The sequence below is a fragment of the Paenibacillus sp. FSL L8-0436 genome (assembly GCF_038593025.1).
Taxonomy (GTDB): domain Bacteria; phylum Bacillota; class Bacilli; order Paenibacillales; family Paenibacillaceae; genus Paenibacillus_AQ.
Genome location: NZ_CP151955.1, coordinates 1174479 through 1193676, shown reverse-complemented (window position 1 = coordinate 1193676; position 19198 = coordinate 1174479). Strand labels below are relative to the sequence as shown.

16 protein-coding genes are annotated in these 19198 nt (G+C 49.6%); 2 read left to right on the top strand and 14 right to left on the bottom strand.

Features of this window, described 5'->3' with window-relative positions; translation table 11 throughout:
• Nucleotides 1-27: 27 nt before the first annotated feature.
• The 9 genes from modA to NSS79_RS05430 form a co-directional block, all read right to left on the bottom strand.
• Nucleotides 28-810, bottom strand: coding sequence for a molybdate ABC transporter substrate-binding protein (modA, locus tag NSS79_RS05470; RefSeq protein ID WP_342438577.1), 783 nt, complete (start codon nt 808-810; stop codon nt 28-30).
• 211 nt (nt 811-1021) lie between these two features.
• Nucleotides 1022-1915 carry a nickel transporter permease gene (gene nikC / locus NSS79_RS05465; protein ID WP_342438576.1) on the bottom strand — a complete coding sequence of 298 codons (894 nt, stop codon included), beginning with the start codon at nt 1913-1915 and terminating at the stop codon, nt 1022-1024.
• Nucleotides 1916-1926: 11 nt separating this feature from the next.
• Nucleotides 1927-2931 carry an ABC transporter permease gene (locus NSS79_RS05460; RefSeq protein ID WP_342438575.1) on the bottom strand — a complete coding sequence of 335 codons (1005 nt, stop codon included), beginning with the start codon at nt 2929-2931 and terminating at the stop codon, nt 1927-1929.
• Nucleotides 2932-2944: 13 nt separating this feature from the next.
• Nucleotides 2945-4612 (bottom strand): ABC transporter substrate-binding protein, encoded by a 1668-nt coding sequence (locus tag NSS79_RS05455; RefSeq protein ID WP_342438574.1) that lies wholly within the window; start codon nt 4610-4612, stop codon nt 2945-2947.
• A 265-nt stretch (nt 4613-4877) separates the two neighbouring features.
• Nucleotides 4878-5867, bottom strand: coding sequence for a dipeptide ABC transporter ATP-binding protein (locus tag NSS79_RS05450; protein ID WP_342438573.1), 990 nt, complete (start codon nt 5865-5867; stop codon nt 4878-4880).
• Nucleotides 5864-6853: an ABC transporter ATP-binding protein gene (locus NSS79_RS05445; protein ID WP_340894565.1), complete on the bottom strand. Its 990-nt coding sequence runs from the start codon at nt 6851-6853 to the stop codon at nt 5864-5866. The genes NSS79_RS05450 and NSS79_RS05445 overlap by 4 nt, the downstream gene beginning before the upstream one ends.
• A 247-nt stretch (nt 6854-7100) precedes the next feature.
• Entirely contained in the window at nt 7101-8066 is a 966-nt protein-coding gene (locus tag NSS79_RS05440; protein WP_340894566.1) for a WYL domain-containing protein, read from the bottom strand.
• Between the two features lie 242 nt (nt 8067-8308).
• Nucleotides 8309-8974: a hypothetical protein gene (locus NSS79_RS05435; RefSeq protein ID WP_342438572.1), complete on the bottom strand. Its 666-nt coding sequence runs from the start codon at nt 8972-8974 to the stop codon at nt 8309-8311.
• A 186-nt stretch (nt 8975-9160) separates the two neighbouring features.
• Entirely contained in the window at nt 9161-9847 is a 687-nt protein-coding gene (locus tag NSS79_RS05430) for a M50 family metallopeptidase (RefSeq protein WP_342438571.1), read from the bottom strand.
• Between the two features lie 274 nt (nt 9848-10121).
• On the opposite strand from NSS79_RS05430, the gene NSS79_RS05425 reads away from it, so the two are divergent.
• Entirely contained in the window at nt 10122-10610 is a 489-nt protein-coding gene (locus NSS79_RS05425; protein WP_342438570.1) for a hypothetical protein, read from the top strand.
• Nucleotides 10611-10670: 60 nt separating this feature from the next.
• Nucleotides 10671-11375, top strand: coding sequence for an AIM24 family protein (locus NSS79_RS05420; RefSeq protein WP_038586581.1), 705 nt, complete (start codon nt 10671-10673; stop codon nt 11373-11375).
• A 160-nt stretch (nt 11376-11535) separates the two neighbouring features.
• On the opposite strand, the gene NSS79_RS05415 is transcribed toward NSS79_RS05420, so the two are convergent.
• The 5 genes from NSS79_RS05415 to NSS79_RS05395 all read right to left on the bottom strand — a co-directional run bounded on the left by NSS79_RS05415 (nt 11536) and on the right by NSS79_RS05395 (nt 19171).
• Nucleotides 11536-11991, bottom strand: coding sequence for a DNA starvation/stationary phase protection protein (locus NSS79_RS05415; RefSeq protein ID WP_038586577.1), 456 nt, complete (start codon nt 11989-11991; stop codon nt 11536-11538).
• A 241-nt stretch (nt 11992-12232) separates the two neighbouring features.
• A complete protein-coding gene (locus NSS79_RS05410; protein ID WP_342438569.1) occupies nt 12233-13705 on the bottom strand; it encodes a potassium/proton antiporter in 1473 nt (490 codons plus the stop codon).
• Between the two features lie 256 nt (nt 13706-13961).
• Nucleotides 13962-16235 (bottom strand): copper amine oxidase N-terminal domain-containing protein, encoded by a 2274-nt coding sequence (locus tag NSS79_RS05405; protein WP_342438568.1) that lies wholly within the window; start codon nt 16233-16235, stop codon nt 13962-13964.
• A gap of 219 nt (nt 16236-16454) precedes the next feature.
• Nucleotides 16455-17783 (bottom strand): UDP-glucose/GDP-mannose dehydrogenase family protein, encoded by a 1329-nt coding sequence (locus tag NSS79_RS05400; RefSeq protein ID WP_342438567.1) that lies wholly within the window; start codon nt 17781-17783, stop codon nt 16455-16457.
• A gap of 44 nt (nt 17784-17827) precedes the next feature.
• Nucleotides 17828-19171 (bottom strand): oligosaccharide flippase family protein, encoded by a 1344-nt coding sequence (locus NSS79_RS05395; protein WP_342438566.1) that lies wholly within the window; start codon nt 19169-19171, stop codon nt 17828-17830.
• Between the last annotated feature and the right edge of the window lie 27 nt (nt 19172-19198).

The following is a 19198-nucleotide window of genomic DNA, read 5'->3' as shown; positions in this document are numbered from 1 at the left end:
TTTCACCCCGCTTAAGTTCGATTAGAATTACTTGGCCAGCTGAAAGCCGTAGCCGGTAAAAATATCACTCGCCGCCTTGGCTTGCACGTAGTTATAGAATGCTTTGGCCTCTGCCTGATGTTTGGAATCCTTAACGATCCCGACCGGATAATTGATTGCTTTGTGCACCAGTGCCTCTACCGTAAGGGCGATCTTCACCTTCTTGGAGGTTAGGGCATCCGTCTTATACACAAATCCGGCATCAGCATTGCCTGTTTCCACGTAGGACAACACCTGGCGGACATCCTTGGCGAATACTAGTTTGCTCTGCAGCGTATCCCATATATTCTTTGCGGTCAATGACTGCTGCGCATATTGGCCCGCCGGCACCGATTCCGGTTGTCCGACAGCGACCTTCTTGAACAATTTATCTGTTAGCTGTGTGATTGTTGTAATCTTGGCTTTGGAATCCGAAGGCACAATGAGAACCAGCCGATTCTTTAGAAGTTCCGTATGGTCTGAAATGAGTTTGCCATCCACCAGCGCTGTCATTTGCTTATCTCCTGCTGAGAAGAACAGATCGGCCGGAGCGCCTTGTTCAATCTGCTTCTGCAATGTACCGGAAGCGCCATAGTTAAAGACGAGGTCGATATCAGGATGCTGCTTCTCATAAAGAACGGCAATCTTGTCAAGACTGTCCTGCAGGCTGGCTGCGGCAGATACAATGATTTCGGTTTTCTTCTTCGCCGCCTCTGCCTGTCTCTCAGGTATTGCCGACAAGCCCACAGCAAGCATTACAGTCATGACAACCAACGCTAATTTCTTGAACATTTCCATTCCTCCCATTTATATATCTTGTATATTTAGATGATATTCTAGCATAACTTTTTCCGTTTTTCTATACGTTTGGTTATGTTTGCTTATATTTAGTTATGATTGATACAGATTACACCTCAACATACATTTCTATTTATAATCGGCTTCATAGCAAAAAAGCCCCCAGGCGTGTAAACGCCTAAGAGCCTCCCTGGACTTCATTATTTCAACTCTTCATCCGCGGATCAAGCACATCGCGCAGTCCGTCTCCCATCAGGTTGAATCCGAGTACAGTCAACATGATGGACATCCCCGGAAAAATGACCGTCCACGGCGCTTTCTGAATGAACTGGCGCGAATCGGAGAGCATCTTGCCCCATTCCGGATCAGGCGGCTGCGCACCAAGGCCAAGGAAGCCGAGGGCTGCTGCTTCGATAATGGCCGTTGCGATGCCCAGCGTCCCCTGTACAATGATCGGCGTCAGGCTGTTCGGCAGAATATGAGTCAGCAGAATACGCGTATTCGTCATCCCGATCGCTCTTGCCGCCGTGATGTATTCCTCCGACTTCAAGCTGAGCACCTTGGCCCGCACGAGTCTTCCATAGGTCGGGATATTAACAATCGCAATGGCAAGCATCGCATTCCGCAAAGAGGGTCCGAGTATGGCCACAATTGCAATCGCGAGCAGAATACTCGGAAAAGCCAAGAGGATATCAAACATTCTGGAGATCAGCATATCTACCCACTTGCCATAGAATCCGGCCAGAACCCCCAGAAACGTGCCGACAATAATAGAACCGATTACTGAAGAGAACCCGACCCAAAGCGAGATACGGGCACCGTACAGGACCCGGCTAAACAGATCTCTTCCCAGATCGTCCGTGCCGAACCAATGGTCAGCCGACGGTGCCTTTAGCCGGTTCACCAGCTCCTGCTCCTTGAAGCTATACGGCGCGATAAGCGGGGCAAACAGCGCAATCAGCACGAAAAACAAAATAATACAGAGCCCGAGCATAGCCGTCTTGTTTTTGCGGAATGCCCTCCACGCATCATGCCAAGGTCCGGAGCCCTTTTCGGCAGGCACCTTCGGGGGCGTTACATTAACTGTTGCCTGTGCCACAGATTCACCCCTCACTTGTAATTGATGCGTGGATCAACGACGGCATAGAGCAGATCCACAAGCAGATTAATGATTACGAAAATAAAAGCAATAATCAGAATACCGGTCTGAATCACAGGATAGTCACGCGAGCTGATCGCCTCAAATATATATCTTCCCACACCCGGCCAAGCAAAGATCGTCTCTGTCAGCACCGCCCCGCCGAGCAGAGCGCCTGTCTGCAGCCCCACCACAGTCAATACAGGAATCAGCGAATTTTTTAGCGCATGCTTGTATACTACGAGAAATTGCGATAACCCTTTGGCTTTTGCCGTACGGATGTAGTCCGAATTCATTACCTCCAGCATGCTGGAGCGGGTCATCCGGGCGATAATCGCCATCGGAATCGTGCCCAGTGCAATGCTTGGCAGGATCAGATGTTTAACAACCGTCCACAACTGGTCCCAGCGGCCTGCCAGTATCGTATCAATCACGTAGAGATTGGTGATGCTCTCCACCGGATTGCGCTGGTCCATCCTGCCTATGGAGGGCAGCCAGTGTAATTTCAGCGAGAATAACAGCTGCTCCATCAGACCAAGCCAGAAAATCGGCATGGACACACCAATGAGCGCTATAATCATTGCGGTATAATCAAACCATGAATTTTGCCGCCAGGCGCTTAGAATACCGGCATTGACTCCCGCAACAGTGGCGAACAGCATACTCGCCGCCGTAAGTTCCAGGGTAGCGGCCAGATAAGGCATAATCTCTTTGGCGATTGGCGTTTTGGTACGGATCGAGGTGCCCAAATCACCTTGCAGCAAATCGCCCATATAATTGAAATACTGCTGCAGCCACGGCTTGTCGAGACCCAACTGTTCCCGCAGCGCCTGCTTGGACTGCTCTGTTGCCTTTTGTCCAAGAATCGTCTCTGCCGGATCTCCCGGAATCGCATGGATAATTGAGAAAACAATGATTGTCATCCCAATCAGCACCGGGATTAAAACCATTACACGTTTTAATAGGTAGGAGTTCAAATCAGCTCACCTACTATTCGAAGTAGATTGTGCTGTAATATTCCGTACCTGTCGGACCAGGAACAAAACCCTTGAGGTTGGCTTTGGCAGCCAGCAGTGGAGTCGTGTGCACAAGCGGAATCCAAGGCGCATCTGCTTTGATGATTTTCTGAGCCTGCTTGTATAGGTCGGAGCGTTTGGCTTGGTCCGTTTCCTTCTGTGCATTGATCAGAACCGTATGCAATTCTTCATTAATATAGAAGGAACGGTTGTTGCCCGGAATTGCATCTTTATCAAGGAGCGTATACAGGAAGTTATCCGGGTCACCGTTATCACCGGTCCAGCCAAGCATGTAGATGTCATCTTTTTCTCCGACTTTTGTGTCGTCAAGGTAAGTAGCCCATTCAGGGGACTCGATTACCGTCTTCACGCCAATTTTTTCCCAATCGGCTTGAATCGCCTCGGCTACCTTCTTGCCGTCAGGCATATAAGGACGGGAGACCGGCATAGCATACAAGGTTACCGGATCCGGCAGACCCTCAGGATATCCGGCCTCAGCCAGCAGCGCTTTTGCTTTCTCCAGATCATATTCATAATCATTCACGGCATCGTTATAGCCCCATAGTGATGGCGGCATCGGGTTAACGGCCGCCGTTGCCTGGCCTGAGAAGAACGCTTCGATAATGGCCTGCTTATTCACCGCATGGTTCAGCGCTTGTCTTACCTTCACGTTGTCAAAAGGTTTCTTATTGAAGTTGAAGCCGAGGTACGAGACATTAAACGGCGGGCGTTCAATCTTATGCAGCCCGGTGTTGCCTTCCAGTGTGGACAGATCATCAGGGCTAAGGTCTTCCATCAGGTCGATTTCACCATTCTGCAGAGCAGTGAAGCGCGCAGAGTTATCCGGAATGGAGCGGACGATAACTTTGTTCAGCTTAGGAAGCCCTTCTTTCCAGTAGCCCGGATTCTTGTCCAGCGTAATGGAATCATTGTGCTTCCATTCGGTGAACACAAACGGACCTGTGCCTACCGGCTCATTCTTGAAGTTTTCCTTCTTCTCCTTAATGGCTGTAGGGCTGGCAATCCCGAAGGAGGTCATGGCGATATTCTGCAGGAAAGGGGCCTGCGGCTGATTAAGCACAAATTGCACGGTTGTGGCATCAACAGCCTTCACCTCTTTAATGACACGGCTTCCGTCCGGACCGAACATGGAGTCATAGTAGTCAAAGGAATCGCCTTCGAATTTGTATTCACTTGCCGGATCACTCCAGCGCGTGAAGTTAAACACGACAGCCTCGGCATCAAAGTCTGATCCATCATGGAACTTCACACCCGGATGCAGCTTGAAGTTGTAGATTAAGCCGTCGGCTGAGACTTCCCAGCTGTCTGCAAGTGAAGCCTGCACCTCAGAGGTCCCCGGTTTGTATTCCAGCAGAGAGTCAAATACCTGATGGGCAATCTTCAATGATTCACCATCGGTTACGATTGCCGGGTCCAGCGAAGCCGAGTCACCGCCACGCCCCAATATCAGTGTATCCTGTGACGTTGCCGCAGAATCAGGAGAGCTTTCCGGTGCGGCAGTTGCCGCTGTATTGCCCCCCGCAGTTGATTCTGTGCTTGCATTATTGTTGCCTCCGCAGCCGCTTAACGTTAATACCGCCCCCAGCGTCACTGCCAGTGCAAGACTACTCCATTTCTTCATCTCTAGAAAACTCCCTTCCTTCATTAAAAGTATTAAAGCGTCTATATGGAGCTGCGCCAAAGCGCTGCCATATACCAAGTCCACTAATTGCATTCATGAATGGTTGCTCGCTCTGAATACCAAGTAGAAACGGCTTTGCCGTCCTTTTTAAGGACGGTACCGTTTCAGCGAGAAATAGAAGGATAAGTTATCATGTGAAACATATAATTTCTTATATTTTAAGATAACTCCTGCCGGAGTCTTTCTAAGATGTCGTCAAGTCTTGTTAAGCCAGCCGGGTGTCAGCAGCATCATATAAATGGCATGCGGTTAGATGCCCTGGCCCGGTCTCGATCAACGGTGGTCTTACATTGCGGCATACGTCCATCACCCGGGGACAACGGGTATTAAAGGCACAACCGACAGGCGCATTGGCCGGACTCGGCACTTCACCCTGCAGAATAACCCGTTTCTTGCGGATATCGGGATCGGGTTCGGGAACAGCCGACAGCAGCGCCTGTGTATACGGGTGCTGCGGTTCGGCATAAAGCTTGTACTTATCGGTAATCTCTACAATCCGTCCCAGGTACATTACGGCGACACGGTCACAGATATGCTTCACCACACTGAGATCATGGGCTATAAATATGTAGGTAAGTCCAAATTCCTTCTGTAAATCCTGCATCAGATTAATGACCTGAGACTGGATGGATACATCCAGTGCGGACACAGGCTCATCCGCTATAATCAGCTTCGGCTGCAGGGCAAGCGCCCGGGCGATTCCAATCCGCTGCCGTTGTCCGCCGGAGAACTGATGCGGGTAACGCTGGAGATGTGCCTTCGCCAAGCCGACCACATCAGCCAGCCGCTCGACAGTATCCCTCCGCTGGCTGGCATCGCCGACACCATGTACAATCATTGGCTCTTCCAGAATACGCTGCACCGTATTCCGCGGGTCAAGGGAAGAGAACGGGTCCTGAAAGACAATCTGCATCTCCCTCCGGCGCTTGCGCATTTCTTCCAGAGTGAGCCTGGTGATATCCTGGCCTTCGAACCAGACCTCCCCTGCTGTAGGCTCGATCAGCCGCAGCAGCGAACGCCCGGTTGTCGATTTGCCGCAGCCGCTTTCCCCCACCAGTCCAAAGGTCTCGCCTTTGTATACGGAGAAGGAAATATCGTCCACCGCTTTGACAGCCCCTTGCAGCTTGTTGAAGAAACCTTTATGAATCGGATAATACTTCTTGAGGCCAATAACCTCGAGCAGGTTCTCGCTCATACAGCATCCTCCTGTTGGCTGTCATGCAGCCAGCATCTGCAGCTGTGCCGGTCTTCCTGCAGTGACAGCTCAGGAAGCGACTCGCGGCAGATGTCCATCATATCCGGACAGCGGGGTGCAAACCGGCAGCCCTGCATATCTTTACTGAGAATCGGCACATTGCCGGGAATGGAATACAGCCGTTCCCGGACCTCGTTCATTCTTGGCACAGACTGTATAAGCCCCCTCGTGTAGGGATGGAGCGGATTCTTAAAAATATCGCGCACACAGCCTTCCTCTACGATCTTGCCGGCATACATAACAGCAACCCGGTGGCACATCTCCGCCACAACTCCAAGATCATGGGTAATCAGCATGACCGCAGTGCCTTGTTCTTCATTCAACCGCCGGATCAAATCCAGAATCTGCGCCTGAATCGTTACATCCAGCGCGGTTGTGGGTTCATCGGCAATGAGCAGCTCCGGACTGCAGGAGATCGACATCGCGATCATCACCCGCTGGCGCATGCCGCCCGACAACTGGTGAGGATACTCATCAATGATCGCTTCCGGCCGCGGTATTCCTACTTTGCGGAGCATCTCGACCGCATGCTCCCGTGCTTCTCTTTTCGATAAGCCGCGGTGAAGCCGCACAGTTTCGATAATCTGCTGACCTACCGTAAACAGCGGGTTAAGCGAAGTCATTGGCTCCTGGAAGATCATCGATACCGAGTCTCCGCGGATCTTTCGCATTTCTTTTTCCCTAAGCGGCACAAGATCCTGCCCTTTTAATAGAATGCGGCCGCCTACAATCCGGCCGGGAGGATTCGGAACCAGCTTCAGGATGGACAATGAAGTGACGCTCTTGCCGCAGCCCGATTCACCAACCACTCCAAGAACCTCGCCCGGATCAATATACAAATCGATGCCGTCCACAGCAGGAACCTCTCCACGATCCGTAAAAAAATGAGTATGCAAATCCTCAATTCTCAAAATTGGCTGGATCAAAATGAACCCTCTCTTCTATTAAAAATTGAACAAAGGTCAAATGACAGACAAGAAAATCTCTCTAAAAGAGAGATTCAACCGCGAATATCTTACATAATAAGTTAGTTTTTAGTATCAAATCGACATAGTTGTTATTTATTGTATAATTTTACTATATAAAACCATGGTAGACAAGGAAAATTTACAAGATTAACTAACCTCATAGGGTTTAAGGGTATAATTAATGACAAAACAAAAAGATCCTGCTCTATTTATAGACCAATAGCCACCTTTCCAGTTGAACCCTCATCATATCCCTATAGTAAAACGGCTCCACAATCTCCGCTTCCTCTTCGAATTTCATGATCCAACGAACAAATCCAATATCCTGTTCAACAGCTACCTTAAAGTGGAGAAAGCGGCTCTGGCGGTCCACCTTGCTCGGCTTTACAAACAACTCCTCATATTTGATCCAATCCATCATCCGTTCCGAAAATTTCACCTTGAATTCGATCTCCAGACTGTCTTGGTCCAAATGCCACTTCTGCTTCATAAAAGACTGCAAATCAAATTGCTCCTTGGAAAAAAAACGGTTCAACGGCCTGACACTCGAAAACCCGTTGATGTGAAAAGCCCGGATCATGCCAAAGCGATGGCAGAAACCGATTAAATGATAGCGGTTCTCCAGCGGAACCAGACAGTACGGATCGATCTGCATCTCCTTCTCTTCATAGGCATTTTCACTGTAATCTGCCTGAAAGCTTCGCTGTTTCATTATAGCCAGCAGAATTTCCGTCAGAAAAGGCGAAGGCTCCCCCTGTGAAGTCCCCCTCTCTGTCCAATGCTGCCCGGCTTCTTTTTTTACGCTTTCCATCTTCTCTTCCCTTTCCGCCTTCTGCTTATATTCCGCAGCCATGATTTTTTCATAGGCGTCTTCAAAATGCGCAGGTAGCAGTGGCTTAATGTCATTCATAATGCCGCGGAGCTGTGAAAATGCGGCCGATTCTTCTTCCGACAAATCTAAAGGATAGAGTGCAAAGTTCCCGATAAAAGCATATCCCTTCCCGTGCCCCAGGTGGGTAATAGGGATATGCATGGCACTTAGCGCATCCATATCCCGGTATATCGTTCTCTCACTGTTGCCGCAGCGTTCCGCCAGCTCACGGGCTAAAATTCCGGGTTTGGCCTGAACTAGCGTAATGATGCGCATCAGCCGGATTAATCGGTCTGTCATTTTCAGTTCCCCTTGATTTATGGTAAAATAGACCCATTATTTTAAATAAATTAGTTATATATATCTAAAAACAGGGATGTAATAACCTCGTTACAAAAATATAATAGAACTATTTTACTATATTACCACATTAATATATCGCTCTATCTGTCAGCTATTCTGGTTTGCACTCAGCGAAATAGTGCAGTTATGTATGTGCCCTAGTTACCGGTTGATGGATCTTAAACTGTGTATTCCTAGAGTCACCAGACCTGAATCCCCACCTCCAACTGCTTGTACACAGCCTCCGCCTCTTTAACCAGCTGCATGTCTCCAGATTGAGTTGCCAGCAGCAGCAGATCATCCGCCTGTCTGCGCAACCTATCATAGGAAGCTGGGTCGGATGTCTTAGAACGTAAGGCCACTGCTTCTTCCATCACCATCGCTGTCTTGAGCAGCTCCAAATGCTTGGCTACATGAAAGCAGCTGACCGTGCCGAGCACATCGGTATGGTGGGTATACTCTAGGCTTAACTTATGCAAGGGGAGCTCGCGGATGCGTTCCACCGGGGGCTGTTTATATTGCCACTGCAGCCAGAGTGCTTCATGGTTTCCGGCTGGCATCGCCGCCATAGTGAATTCCAGCGCTATATATTTCCTCCCTCCCGCATGTATTTTACCAAGCTTTAGCAGCAGCGATCTTCCTTCCCCTGCCTCCACTACACATCCATAACATGCCTTCAGACTTACATGCGCTTCAAGCCATACTCTCAGTTCGATTTCACGGGCAACAACTTTGCGGCTTTTCTTGCGGGTTTCCACACCTTGGACCATGCCTTCCCACTCGACTAGCAAAACTACATCTCGAGCAGCTCCTGCAAAAATCCGGTTTTGACTCCATGTAAATATGGGCTGGATACTTGCTTGCATATTTCCACCTCTTTCTTTTTTTGGATCTTCTATTAATGTACCAATAATGGCGGACAACTCCTTGTCATGGAATATATGTTCGGACCTAGAATATCGACAAAAAAAGAGCCACTCCACTAAAAAGTGGATTGCCTCTTTGCGAAAGATCGTTCTTTTGTCTAAAGATGACGAAAAATTTGTGTAATTTCACCTATTCCCCAGCTTGCCGTTCCGGCGCTCTTCCTTGAACAAGAAACCCAGTGCCCCTTTGGCGCATAGCAATGAGAATAGAAGAAACAGCACTGCCCAAAAGATGGCCGGCAAAGGAGTCAACCTCGCCAGATTGGCCGCATCCCCTGCACGGGAGGGTATAAATACCGCAGACGATACCAGAAAAAGTGTACCCATTACGGATTCCTCAAGCGTGAGAAACGCCAGAAACAAGTAATAATATTTGCTGATCTTAGGCCAGAGAAACATCATTGCCAGATTCAGCGCAATAAAGCCGGCCAGCCACATCATGCCGAATCCGCCCCGCACATATAAAATCAGCATAATAAGTGCTATGGCGGTGGACAGCATCAGCCCCCATTGCAGCCGGTTTCTTCTATATAAATAGAACAGCAGCAAAGAGAATAACGAAGCCAGCGGATATCCGGCCAGCGACACCAATATCGCTTGTGCTCCCGCACCAATGGCCGAATAAGTGACCCCGCTGTGATCGGCGTACAGCTCAATACGCAGCACACTTCCCGAGAGCAGCAGGGTCATGAGCGCATGGCCGAACTCGTGAACCATCGTATCCAGATTGCGGAACAAGGAAGAAAACGGAATTAATCGCGTCAAAAAGGCAGAACCTGCCAGAAACAATAGCGTCTTAAGCCATTTATTCATCACATCAGCCCCTTTCCGTTCAAAGTATACGATAATTTGTACACCTGTGGTAGCAAAACCGAAACCTGAGTGTCTTTAATGCTGTATTACTTTTATGGTTATGGCCGCAAGCCTCAGGGTAAAAAAAGCTTAAGTCCCTTTATATCCATAACTCGGGACAAAAATGTGCTTTCTCCGCCAAATGATGCCAAGCTTCCCCCTGTAAGGTACCCGGAAGTTGTCCGGCTATGTTAAAATAAAAGTAATATTAGCCTATACCAGGTGGTGATATGTAATGAAAAAACAGGTAATGAGCAAATTGATCAAGCTGTTAAGTTCGGCCCTGCTGCTGCTTGGGATAACGGCAGCCCTGCCGGCTCCTGCGGCTCAGGCCAATTACTTCAGCGATATATATAAAGGATTGCAGAATTTCTCGGAATTGCCCGGTGAAGTTAATCAATTGCAGGAAAGCTACCAGCAAACGGTGGATGAGCTCCAGCAGACCAAAAATGAGCTGGGCGAAACGACCCAAGCCTTGGGACAGACATTGCAGGAGATGGAGACGTACCGTACCCAGAATGAGGCTCTTCAGGAGCAGAACCGCCAATTAAGCCTGGTGGTAGATGAATTGAAAAACGATCGTACAGCCCGGGAAAACTACTATAACCGGATTAAAGTTACGGTCATTACCGGGGTTGCCCTTATATTCGGTTATTTCCTGCTCACCCGGCTGCTTCGCTTTGCGATGCGCTACCGGTCCAGAAGAAGCGACCGGCTGCGTTAGTCCGCAAGGAGAGCGTTACCCACAGAAACAAGAAGTCACAGGAACAAGGAAGTGTAAGCTATGAACGTTGATGTCCAGGATGAAGGCGACAGCGGCAGCGGACAAGCCGTTGCCTTTACTGTTGGAGAGAACGAAGAGGTTCATGTGCTGCACCCGCAGCAGATTATTGCTTATCAAGGTCCCTCTTCAGGCCGGGCGGACCGGCTGATGGATGTCAAGGGCATGTACCGCAAGCGCAAGCTGATCCGCTCGGATCTGTCCGGGCCCTGCCGGTTCGTTGCCGCACTTCCTCCCGGTTATCGGATCAAAACGCTGCAGCTCGACGGAAAAAGCGATCTGCTCTATGATTTCAGGCATCTCTTCTTCTATAGTAAAGGGGTTACGATGCAGACCCGGGTGCTCAGCATGAAGAATATGCTCGTGACGCGCGATGTCATCAAGGTGAAGTTCTCCGGCCGGGGCAGCATCGGCATCCTGACTGAGGGAACGGTATGCGAAGCGGAGCTGCATCCCTTCGATCCGCTGTATGTGGATGCTGGAAGCGTCATTGCCTACCCCGAGAATGCCAAGCTTGAGCTGACCGTCTACGGCAATCATCTGGCCAGCCAGCATATGAGCTATCATTGGAAGATGACAGGCCACGGGCCCGTGCTGTTCCAAGCCGGTCGCCAGAGCCGGCGTTTTGAACGCGACAACAATGAGGACGGGATTATCAAACGGTTTCTCCGTGAGGCGCTGCCATTCGGCGGAGTGTTTATCAAGTAAGGATAAATATAAATCTTGATTAGCAAAAAGAGTGCCCGTGCGTATCCCGCAAGGGCACTCTTTATTTTACAGACAATGCACAAAACCCATAAAACCGGCCACAGCTTCTATACCGGGAATCACAGGCGGTTCCTGATTGTTGCTACTTGGTCACTTGGTCTTATGCCAGGTAGGCATTCAGCATCCAGGCGCTCTTCTCAACACTGCTTCTGATACCAATCAGCAGATCAGCAGTCGGTTGATCGCTCAGCTCTTCTGCTGCCGCGATGGAATGCTTCAACTCTTCTGCAACAAGGGCAAAATCTTTTACGAGTTGGGTAACCATTTCTTTGGCGCTTTCGCCGCCGACAGCTTCCTTGAGCTCGGAGAGGGCCAGATATTGGGTCATCGTAGAGGCCGGTTGTCCGCCGATAGCGAGCAGGCGTTCAGCCAGCTCATCCACATAACCTGCAGCTTCATTGTACAGTTCTTCGAATTTGGCATGCAACGTGAAGAATTGCGATCCGCTCACATACCAGTGGTAGTGATGCAGTTTCACTCCGAGCAGGGTCCAGTTTGCAGTTTGGCGATTCAAAGCAGCGTGCAGTTCAGTCTGGCTCTTTACTTGTGTACTCATTCTAATAGCCTCCTATGGTTTGTATATATGTTATTGTATTTAGACTTGTTCTAAATCTATATACAATATAACATGAAGTTATACTTTTTGCAACGATTACGACGATTTTGTTGCTGCAAATTCTAGCATAACTTTCTGTTATACTCCTATTATTTGCGTCACATTGGAGCATAAGCACCTATATTGACACAAATCACATCATTGCGGCATAAAAAATCATATGAAATACAAGGGTTTAAACCTAGGTAGTTTCCGCTTGCGCCGCCTTGCCTTTTCCGCTCCGGAAGATCGCCCGCATCTCGTCGCGTTTGGACTTCGGACTAAGCACGTAAACTGTATCTCCTGCCTGAATGACGGTATTGCCATGCGGAGTGACGATATTCTTATCCCGTATGATCGCCGTGAAGAGAATATCATCAGGCAGCCCCAGCTCTGCAATCTGCATCCCGGCAATCGGCATAGAAGGCTGTATTCCAATATGATTGAATTCCGAGTCCGTCTTCCCAAGGGCCACAAGCTCCATGAGGGAAGGCTGCCCCGCTTCTTCCCGCCCGACCAGCTTCAGTCTGGAAGCAAGCGGTGAAATCGTCGTCCCCTGAATAACAGCCGATGTAAGGACGACGAAGAAGACGACATTAAAGAACAGCCGTCCCTGCGGAAGACCCGCCAGCAGCGGATAGGTAGCCAGTACAATCGGCACGGCGCCGCGCAGGCCAGCCCACGAGATCAGTGTTTTTTCCCGGAAAGAGAATTTGGCAAAGAGCAGGCTTATAAATACTCCGACCGGCCGGGCAATTACCATCAGGATGACGGACAGCAGCAGCCCGTCCCAAGCGATATTTGCAAGCTCCTGGGGGAACACCAGCAGCCCCAGCAGAATGAACATGGCAATCTGCATCATCCAGGCAAAGCCGTGATTGAAATTCATGATGGTGCGGTGATACATCAGTTCGGAATTCCCCAGCGTCAGGCCAATCACATAGACGGCAAGCAGTCCGCTGCCGTGTACCATGGCTGTAAGGCCATAGGTCAATACAGCAAAGCCTATAGCCATTACCGGATACAGACCGGTGGAATCCAAGTTGATTCTGTTGATCAGATATACGGCCAGCTTGCCGATAATGATCCCCAGCAGCAGGCCAATCCCCATTTCCCATACAAAGGACAGCAGCAGGCTCCAGATGGCAGTATCGGGATGCTGAATCCATCCAATCAGCGATACGGTCAGAAATACGGCCATCGGATCATTACTTCCAGATTCAGCCTCCAGTGTGGAGGTCAGCCTTTTGTCGATGTTTTTGCCGCCCAGAACAGAGAATACAGCGGCTGCGTCCGTTGAACCGACAATCGCTCCGAACAGCAGGCTTTCCGCCCAAGGCACTCCCAGTATGAATTTGGCGAAAATGCCAACTATGGCTGTAGTCAGCAGCACACCCACCGTGGCTAAGGACAGAGCAGGCGCCATAATCGGCCGGATATCCTTCATGCTGGTCTGCATCCCGCCTTCAAACAGAATCACGACCAGTGCAAAAATCCCGGCAATCTGGGTCAGGGATGCATTGTTAAAATAGACAAAGTGGCTGAGTACCATCCCCACCGCAATAAATAATACGAGCGCCGGCATGCCGAACCGTGTAGAGAATTTTGTGGAAAGCACTCCTACAAGCAGCAGCACCGCCAGCAGCATAATAATCTGATCTGCAAGATGAGTCATCGTTTACTTCGCACCCTTCTGATATGAAATCAAGCAGACGTTACCGCTCCTTGTGTGATTTACGTTATTAACCTCAAAAGTCTTTTCTTGAGTCAGCTGCGGTAAAGACTGCCGGGTGCCCTGCTCTGGTCATCTACACTTCCATACTGAATTTATAATGCTCAAACGGCCGTACATCATACATCTCTTCTATTACCTACATAACAAAAGCCTGACCTTGGAAGGTCAGGCTTACGGACTCATTTAACATTGACTATTATAACTCAAACTCCTCCGTTGAATCTGAAAGGCCGCCATTCTGCGTCCCCTTGTTATTTGCCACGGCAAGAATATACAGTTTATATTTTTTGCCTTTAATGATAGGACTACCGTTGACATCGATTGTTGATGCTGTAATTACCGGGTTCGTTCCGTTAGGAATGATCGACTTGTAAGAGGAAGAGCTCACCCCAAGCGCATCACCTAAGCCAAAACCCTGCTTGGCCGGAACTACTAATACCCGGTATTCAGAAATATTAGTCTCATTGGACGATTTGGTGAAGCGGGCCAGTATTCTGCTGTCGTTCACTTGATACGTGACGTTGGTTACAGAAACCACAGGGGTTTTGGACGACAACGTAATGTCCGAGGATGCCTGGGACAAGACATTAGAACCTGAATAATTCCCACTACCAACAGATAATACATACACTTTGTAAGGGGTACCCTCTTTGATCCAATTGCCGCGCACATCTCTGGAGGATGAATTTAGTACTTGACTGGTGCTATTTTCCGATGTGCTCACCGCTGTATAGTTGGAGCTGGATATACGATTGGCTTCAGATACGCTGAAGTTGCTGTAATATGAGGTTGGCACCACCATGATCAGATATTTGCTGATGTACCTTTCGTCCGCAGCATGAGTAAAGGATACTTTCAAATCCCGTCCATCACCATTGTCGCTAACGTCGCTTACAGTTAGATTAGAAACGGCTCCCATACTGAAGTCAGTCAGCAGCGTAATAACCGATGAAGCGCTGGAAAGCACATTTGCACTTGAATTGCTTCCAACCGATAACACGTACACTTGATAACCAGTTCCATTTTTGATCAAATTACCCCGTACGTCTCTGGTTGATGAGGTCAGGATTTGATTGGTGCTGCTTCCTGATGTACTCACCGCTGTATAATTGGAGCTGGATACATTATTCGCTTCAGATACGCTGAAGCCGCTGTAATAAGCTGTAGGTACGACCATAATCCGATACTGGCTAATATTAGCTTCGGCTGTGGGATGGACAAAGGACACTTTCATATCCCGGCCGTCTCCATAGTCATTAACATCACTAACGATGAAGTTTGAGATTCCTGTAGTGGACAACGTAATCGCGGATGACGCAGGAGACAGTACTTGATTGGCCGCATTCCTGCTATCTACCGCCATAACAAATACCCGGTAGCTCACACCCGACTTTATAAGGGCTCCATCGACATCCCTGGATCCTGAAGCCAAGACCTGAGAAAGATTATTTCCCGTCTTGCTGACTTGGGTGTAGTTAGAGCTGGAAACTGCGTTTGCTGCCGCCACATTAAAATTTGTATAGTTCGCTGCTTTGACTACAAATATCCGGTAGGAATTGACCTTCGATTCATCCGCCAACTTGTTGAAGCTGACAGATAAATCCCGTCCATCCCCATTATCCCCGACATCTTTCACTTGTATATTGGTTGGTGCGGATACAATATTATTCACCAACGTAAGCGTTGCTGAACTATTCGAAAGGGCACTGGTATTATTTCCTTTGCCTACCGCCAAAACATAAGCAATATACGGCTGATTGACTTTAATTAATTCACCGCCGATGTCCCTCGACCCAGCGTTCAGTTTAAATGTAGGATTAGCTCCGATAGACAATACAGTAGAATAATTGGACGGTGCGATCTGTTGGGCGGATGACAAGTTTAATGTGTTCCCCGCTTTCACAATCAATACCCTGTAATGATCAACAATGGACTCATCTGCCGCCCGGACGAAGCTGACCTGCAGATCACGTCCGTCACCGCTGTCACTCACATCCTGCAGGACTACATTGGATGCCGGACTTACGTTTCCACCTTTACCTCCGGAAGTTGTTATGGACACTGTTCTCGCTTTGGAATTCCATACCACTTCCTGACCCAGAGCTTCGCTGACGAACCGTGTCGGAACCAGCGTTCTGCCCTTCAAACTTTGACCAGGCACATCGAGGATAACAGGCTTATTGTTAATCGTGGCAAGTGTGGAGCCAAGCTTCAATATAATCGTTGTATCCTCTTTTGTTGCTGTTACTGTTTTTGTCTGCTTATTCCACGTGGTGGTGGCATCAAAGGCTTCAAAAATGGCCCGTAGCGGCACCAGCGTTCGTCCACGCACCGATATAGGGGGTTGATCAGTAGGTAAGGGAACACCGTCAATCACAATTTTGATAGGTGCATCTGCCTGAGCCGGGGACTGCAGCAGCATCGGGAACACCAGCAACCCCGCTAAAATCGAAATAAATAACTTCTTCACAAGCTCACCCTCCTGGATAATAAATAATAATTCCAATTTCTTGACTATCCCTTTGACGCATCAACCGGTCTAAAAGTTTCTCGATTTACTGGTTACATTAAATTAATCCAATTTCCATTCCCAGACTAAGTAATCAGGGATATGGAAACGCAAAAAAATCCCCGCCACACTTACGGCAGGGATTCATTTCATGATCCGGCTGGAACGCCCCTTGCAAAGCTACACGACTTCCGGAATTTCAAACGGCTCCTGGAGCGAAGGCCGGCCTACCGGGTAATACCCGAAGCCCAATCCGCTTACCTGCTGCTCCGAGAAGGCGTTTCTGCCATCAATGAGGACGGTGCCGCTCATGGCTGCTTTTACCTCGGCCAGATTGATCTCTTTAAACTGCTTCCACTCTGTCAGCAGGCACAACGCGTCGCTGTCCTTCGCAGCTTCCAGCGCCGAGCTGCACCACTGAATCCCGGAATGATTCCGCAGCCGCCGGAAATTATCCATGGCCACCGGGTCGAATACCTTAGGAGTGGCGCCAAGCTGAATGAGCCTGTCTACGATCTCCAGTGCAGGAGCCTCCCGGACATCATCGGTTTCCGGCTTGAAGGCCAGCCCCCACAGCGCGATGGTTCTGCCCTCCAGGCTGCCCAGTGCCTGATGTAGCTTGCTAATGACACTATAGCGCTGTTCTTTATTGACTTCTACTACTGATTTCAGCAGCTTGAAATCATAATGCACATTGCCTGCGATTTGGATCAGCGCCGTTGTATCCTTGGGGAAGCAGGAGCCGCCATAGCCAATACCCGCTCCCAGAAACGAGGGCCCGATTCGTGTATCCAGTCCCATTCCCTTGGCCACCTCCGTGACATCGGCCTTTACCTTCTCGCAAATGTTGGCGATCTCGTTGATAAATGAAATTTTGGTAGCCAGAAAAGCATTGGAGGCGTATTTAATCATCTCCGCACTGCGGATATCTGTGATCAATATTCTGGTGTTCAGCGGCTCATGCAGTCCGCTCAGCAGCTTGGAAGCACGCTGGCTGTCCGTCCCGATGATAATGCGGTCCGGAGCCAGCGTATCCCGGATAGCCGTTCCTTCACGCAGGAATTCCGGAAGCGAAGCAATATCGAACGGCCCTTCGTATAACTCGCTCAGCAGCTCCCGGACTCTGTCATTGGTGCCTACCGGCACGGTGCTCTTCACGCAGACTACTTTATAACCGTTCATGGCCGCGCCAATCTCCCTTACGGCCGCATCCACGAACCGCAGATCTGCTTCACCGCTCGGCAGCGAAGGCGTTCCTACCGCTATAATCACCAGCTCTGCATCCGCCACTGCACCGGACAGGTCTGTCGTGAAGCGGAGCCGGCCCGCCTCCATATTTGTGCAGGACATCTCTCCAAGCCCCGGCTCATAAATCGGAATGCCGCCACTCAGAAGCAGCTCAATTTTCTCCGCATCCTTATCGACACAATACACCTGATGCCCAAGCTCTGCATAGCATACACCTGACACCAAACCGACATACCCTGTTCCTATCACAGTAATGTTCATGTCTCTGCTCCTCATCAAAGTTTTGTGAGCTTAAATAGAAGAACTTATCCCCTGGCGATATCACCGAGAGCGATCCTCGCCTCCCGCTGCTCCGCCTGTTTGGCAAGTGCCGCCTGCCTGGACAAGGCATGAAGAACCAGCGCGAAGCTGCAGACAAATCTTGTCCCCATCCCGATGCATATGCTCCACGCGGCACCGGTTGCCCCATAGACCGGGATCAGCAGGAAGGAGCTTGTGATAATGGATAAGCAGGTCAGCAGAAATACCGGAATTTGCAGCTTAATATAACGGGAGACGGTTAAAGCTGCACTGAGGCAGCCTGTCATATACCAGATCGTACTTGCCAGCATGATAATAATGAAGACATTGTTGTACGCGGCATAATCGGGACTGTAGAGCAGGCTGAGCAGAAACTCACCCATGAAATAGGCAGCGGAAAGACCCGCTAGTCCGAGCAGCAGACATAGGCCCATGATCTGCAGGAGCAGCCGTTTGAACCGCTGCAGGTTGTCCCGGTAGTAGCGCGACAGCCTCGGACTCGACGCCTGCGTCATTGCATTGACAAAGGTGCCTCCCGCCATCATGATGTAGGCGATCGCAGAATAGTAGCCGAGCGCTTCCTCACCGCCGATATGCTGAAGAAAATAACGCGGAATGCTGCTGTTCAGGGAATCCAGCGTAGCGGTAATACCCAGTGGCAATACAAGCAGGAGCAGCCCCTTGAGCGTAGACCGCTCCCCTTTCCCGAAATCCTTCCAGAGACTCACCAGGCGGCCCTTCTTAAGTCTCCCTTCCGCCGAAACGCTGTGCAGCATGGAAGCCCCGTTCTTCATGTCGTAGAACAAGAGTATCCCTAGCCAGGCAAGCGCAAGCGCTAAAGCTCCGGCGGCAATGCTTTGGGTCAGATAGACGCTTATCCCAAGCACAAGGACAGAGGACACCCCTTTTAGAATCATGGATTTCCCGACATACTCCATCTTTTCATTCCGCTGGAATAATCCGAAATAAATATCCGAGACGGATTCGACCATTTTGGCTGCGCAGACGAACCAGACCACAAGAAGCGTATTCAGGGATAGCGGAATGAATGCAGTAACAGCGAGAATGAGGAGGAATACAGCCGTCATCGACAGCAGTCTGAGTGTTAAATATTGCTGGAATGAATACTGGTTGTTGGCATCGGTAGCCTGGAAATCACGAAGCTGGAAATTTGCAAACAGAATGACCGGAGCCGTAATTGACAGAGCCAGCACATACTGGCCGACCATGGCCGGGCTTCCGAGCTTCGCCAGCAAAACTACCATTCCCCATTGGGATAACGAATAAATTAAATTTCCGGTGAACAGCCACGAAAAGTTTTTGCCGGAGGCCTTCTTCATCATTCTCATTGCTACTCTCCTTTAATGGTGCAGCCT

What these genes read in the sequence shown, in the direction of transcription:
- modA (WP_342438577.1), bottom strand. Translation starts at nt 810, where the DNA reads ATGTTCAAGAAATTAGCGTTGGTTGTCATGACTGTAATGCTTGCTGTG.
- NSS79_RS05455 (WP_342438574.1), bottom strand. Translation starts at nt 4,612, where the DNA reads ATGAAGAAATGGAGTAGTCTTGCACTGGCAGTGACGCTGGGGGCGGTA.
- NSS79_RS05450 (WP_342438573.1), bottom strand. Translation starts at nt 5,867, where the DNA reads ATGAGCGAGAACCTGCTCGAGGTTATTGGCCTCAAGAAGTATTATCCG.
- NSS79_RS05440 (WP_340894566.1), bottom strand. Translation starts at nt 8,066, where the DNA reads ATGACAGACCGATTAATCCGGCTGATGCGCATCATTACGCTAGTTCAG.
- NSS79_RS05435 (WP_342438572.1), bottom strand. Translation starts at nt 8,974, where the DNA reads ATGCAAGCAAGTATCCAGCCCATATTTACATGGAGTCAAAACCGGATT.
- NSS79_RS05430 (WP_342438571.1), bottom strand. Translation starts at nt 9,847, where the DNA reads ATGAATAAATGGCTTAAGACGCTATTGTTTCTGGCAGGTTCTGCCTTT.
- NSS79_RS05425 (WP_342438570.1), top strand. Translation starts at nt 10,122, where the DNA reads ATGAAAAAACAGGTAATGAGCAAATTGATCAAGCTGTTAAGTTCGGCC.
- NSS79_RS05420 (WP_038586581.1), top strand. Translation starts at nt 10,671, where the DNA reads ATGAACGTTGATGTCCAGGATGAAGGCGACAGCGGCAGCGGACAAGCC.
- NSS79_RS05415 (WP_038586577.1), bottom strand. Translation starts at nt 11,991, where the DNA reads ATGAGTACACAAGTAAAGAGCCAGACTGAACTGCACGCTGCTTTGAAT.
- NSS79_RS05410 (WP_342438569.1), bottom strand. Translation starts at nt 13,705, where the DNA reads ATGACTCATCTTGCAGATCAGATTATTATGCTGCTGGCGGTGCTGCTG.
- NSS79_RS05400 (WP_342438567.1), bottom strand. Translation starts at nt 17,783, where the DNA reads ATGAACATTACTGTGATAGGAACAGGGTATGTCGGTTTGGTGTCAGGT.
- NSS79_RS05395 (WP_342438566.1), bottom strand. Translation starts at nt 19,171, where the DNA reads ATGAGAATGATGAAGAAGGCCTCCGGCAAAAACTTTTCGTGGCTGTTC.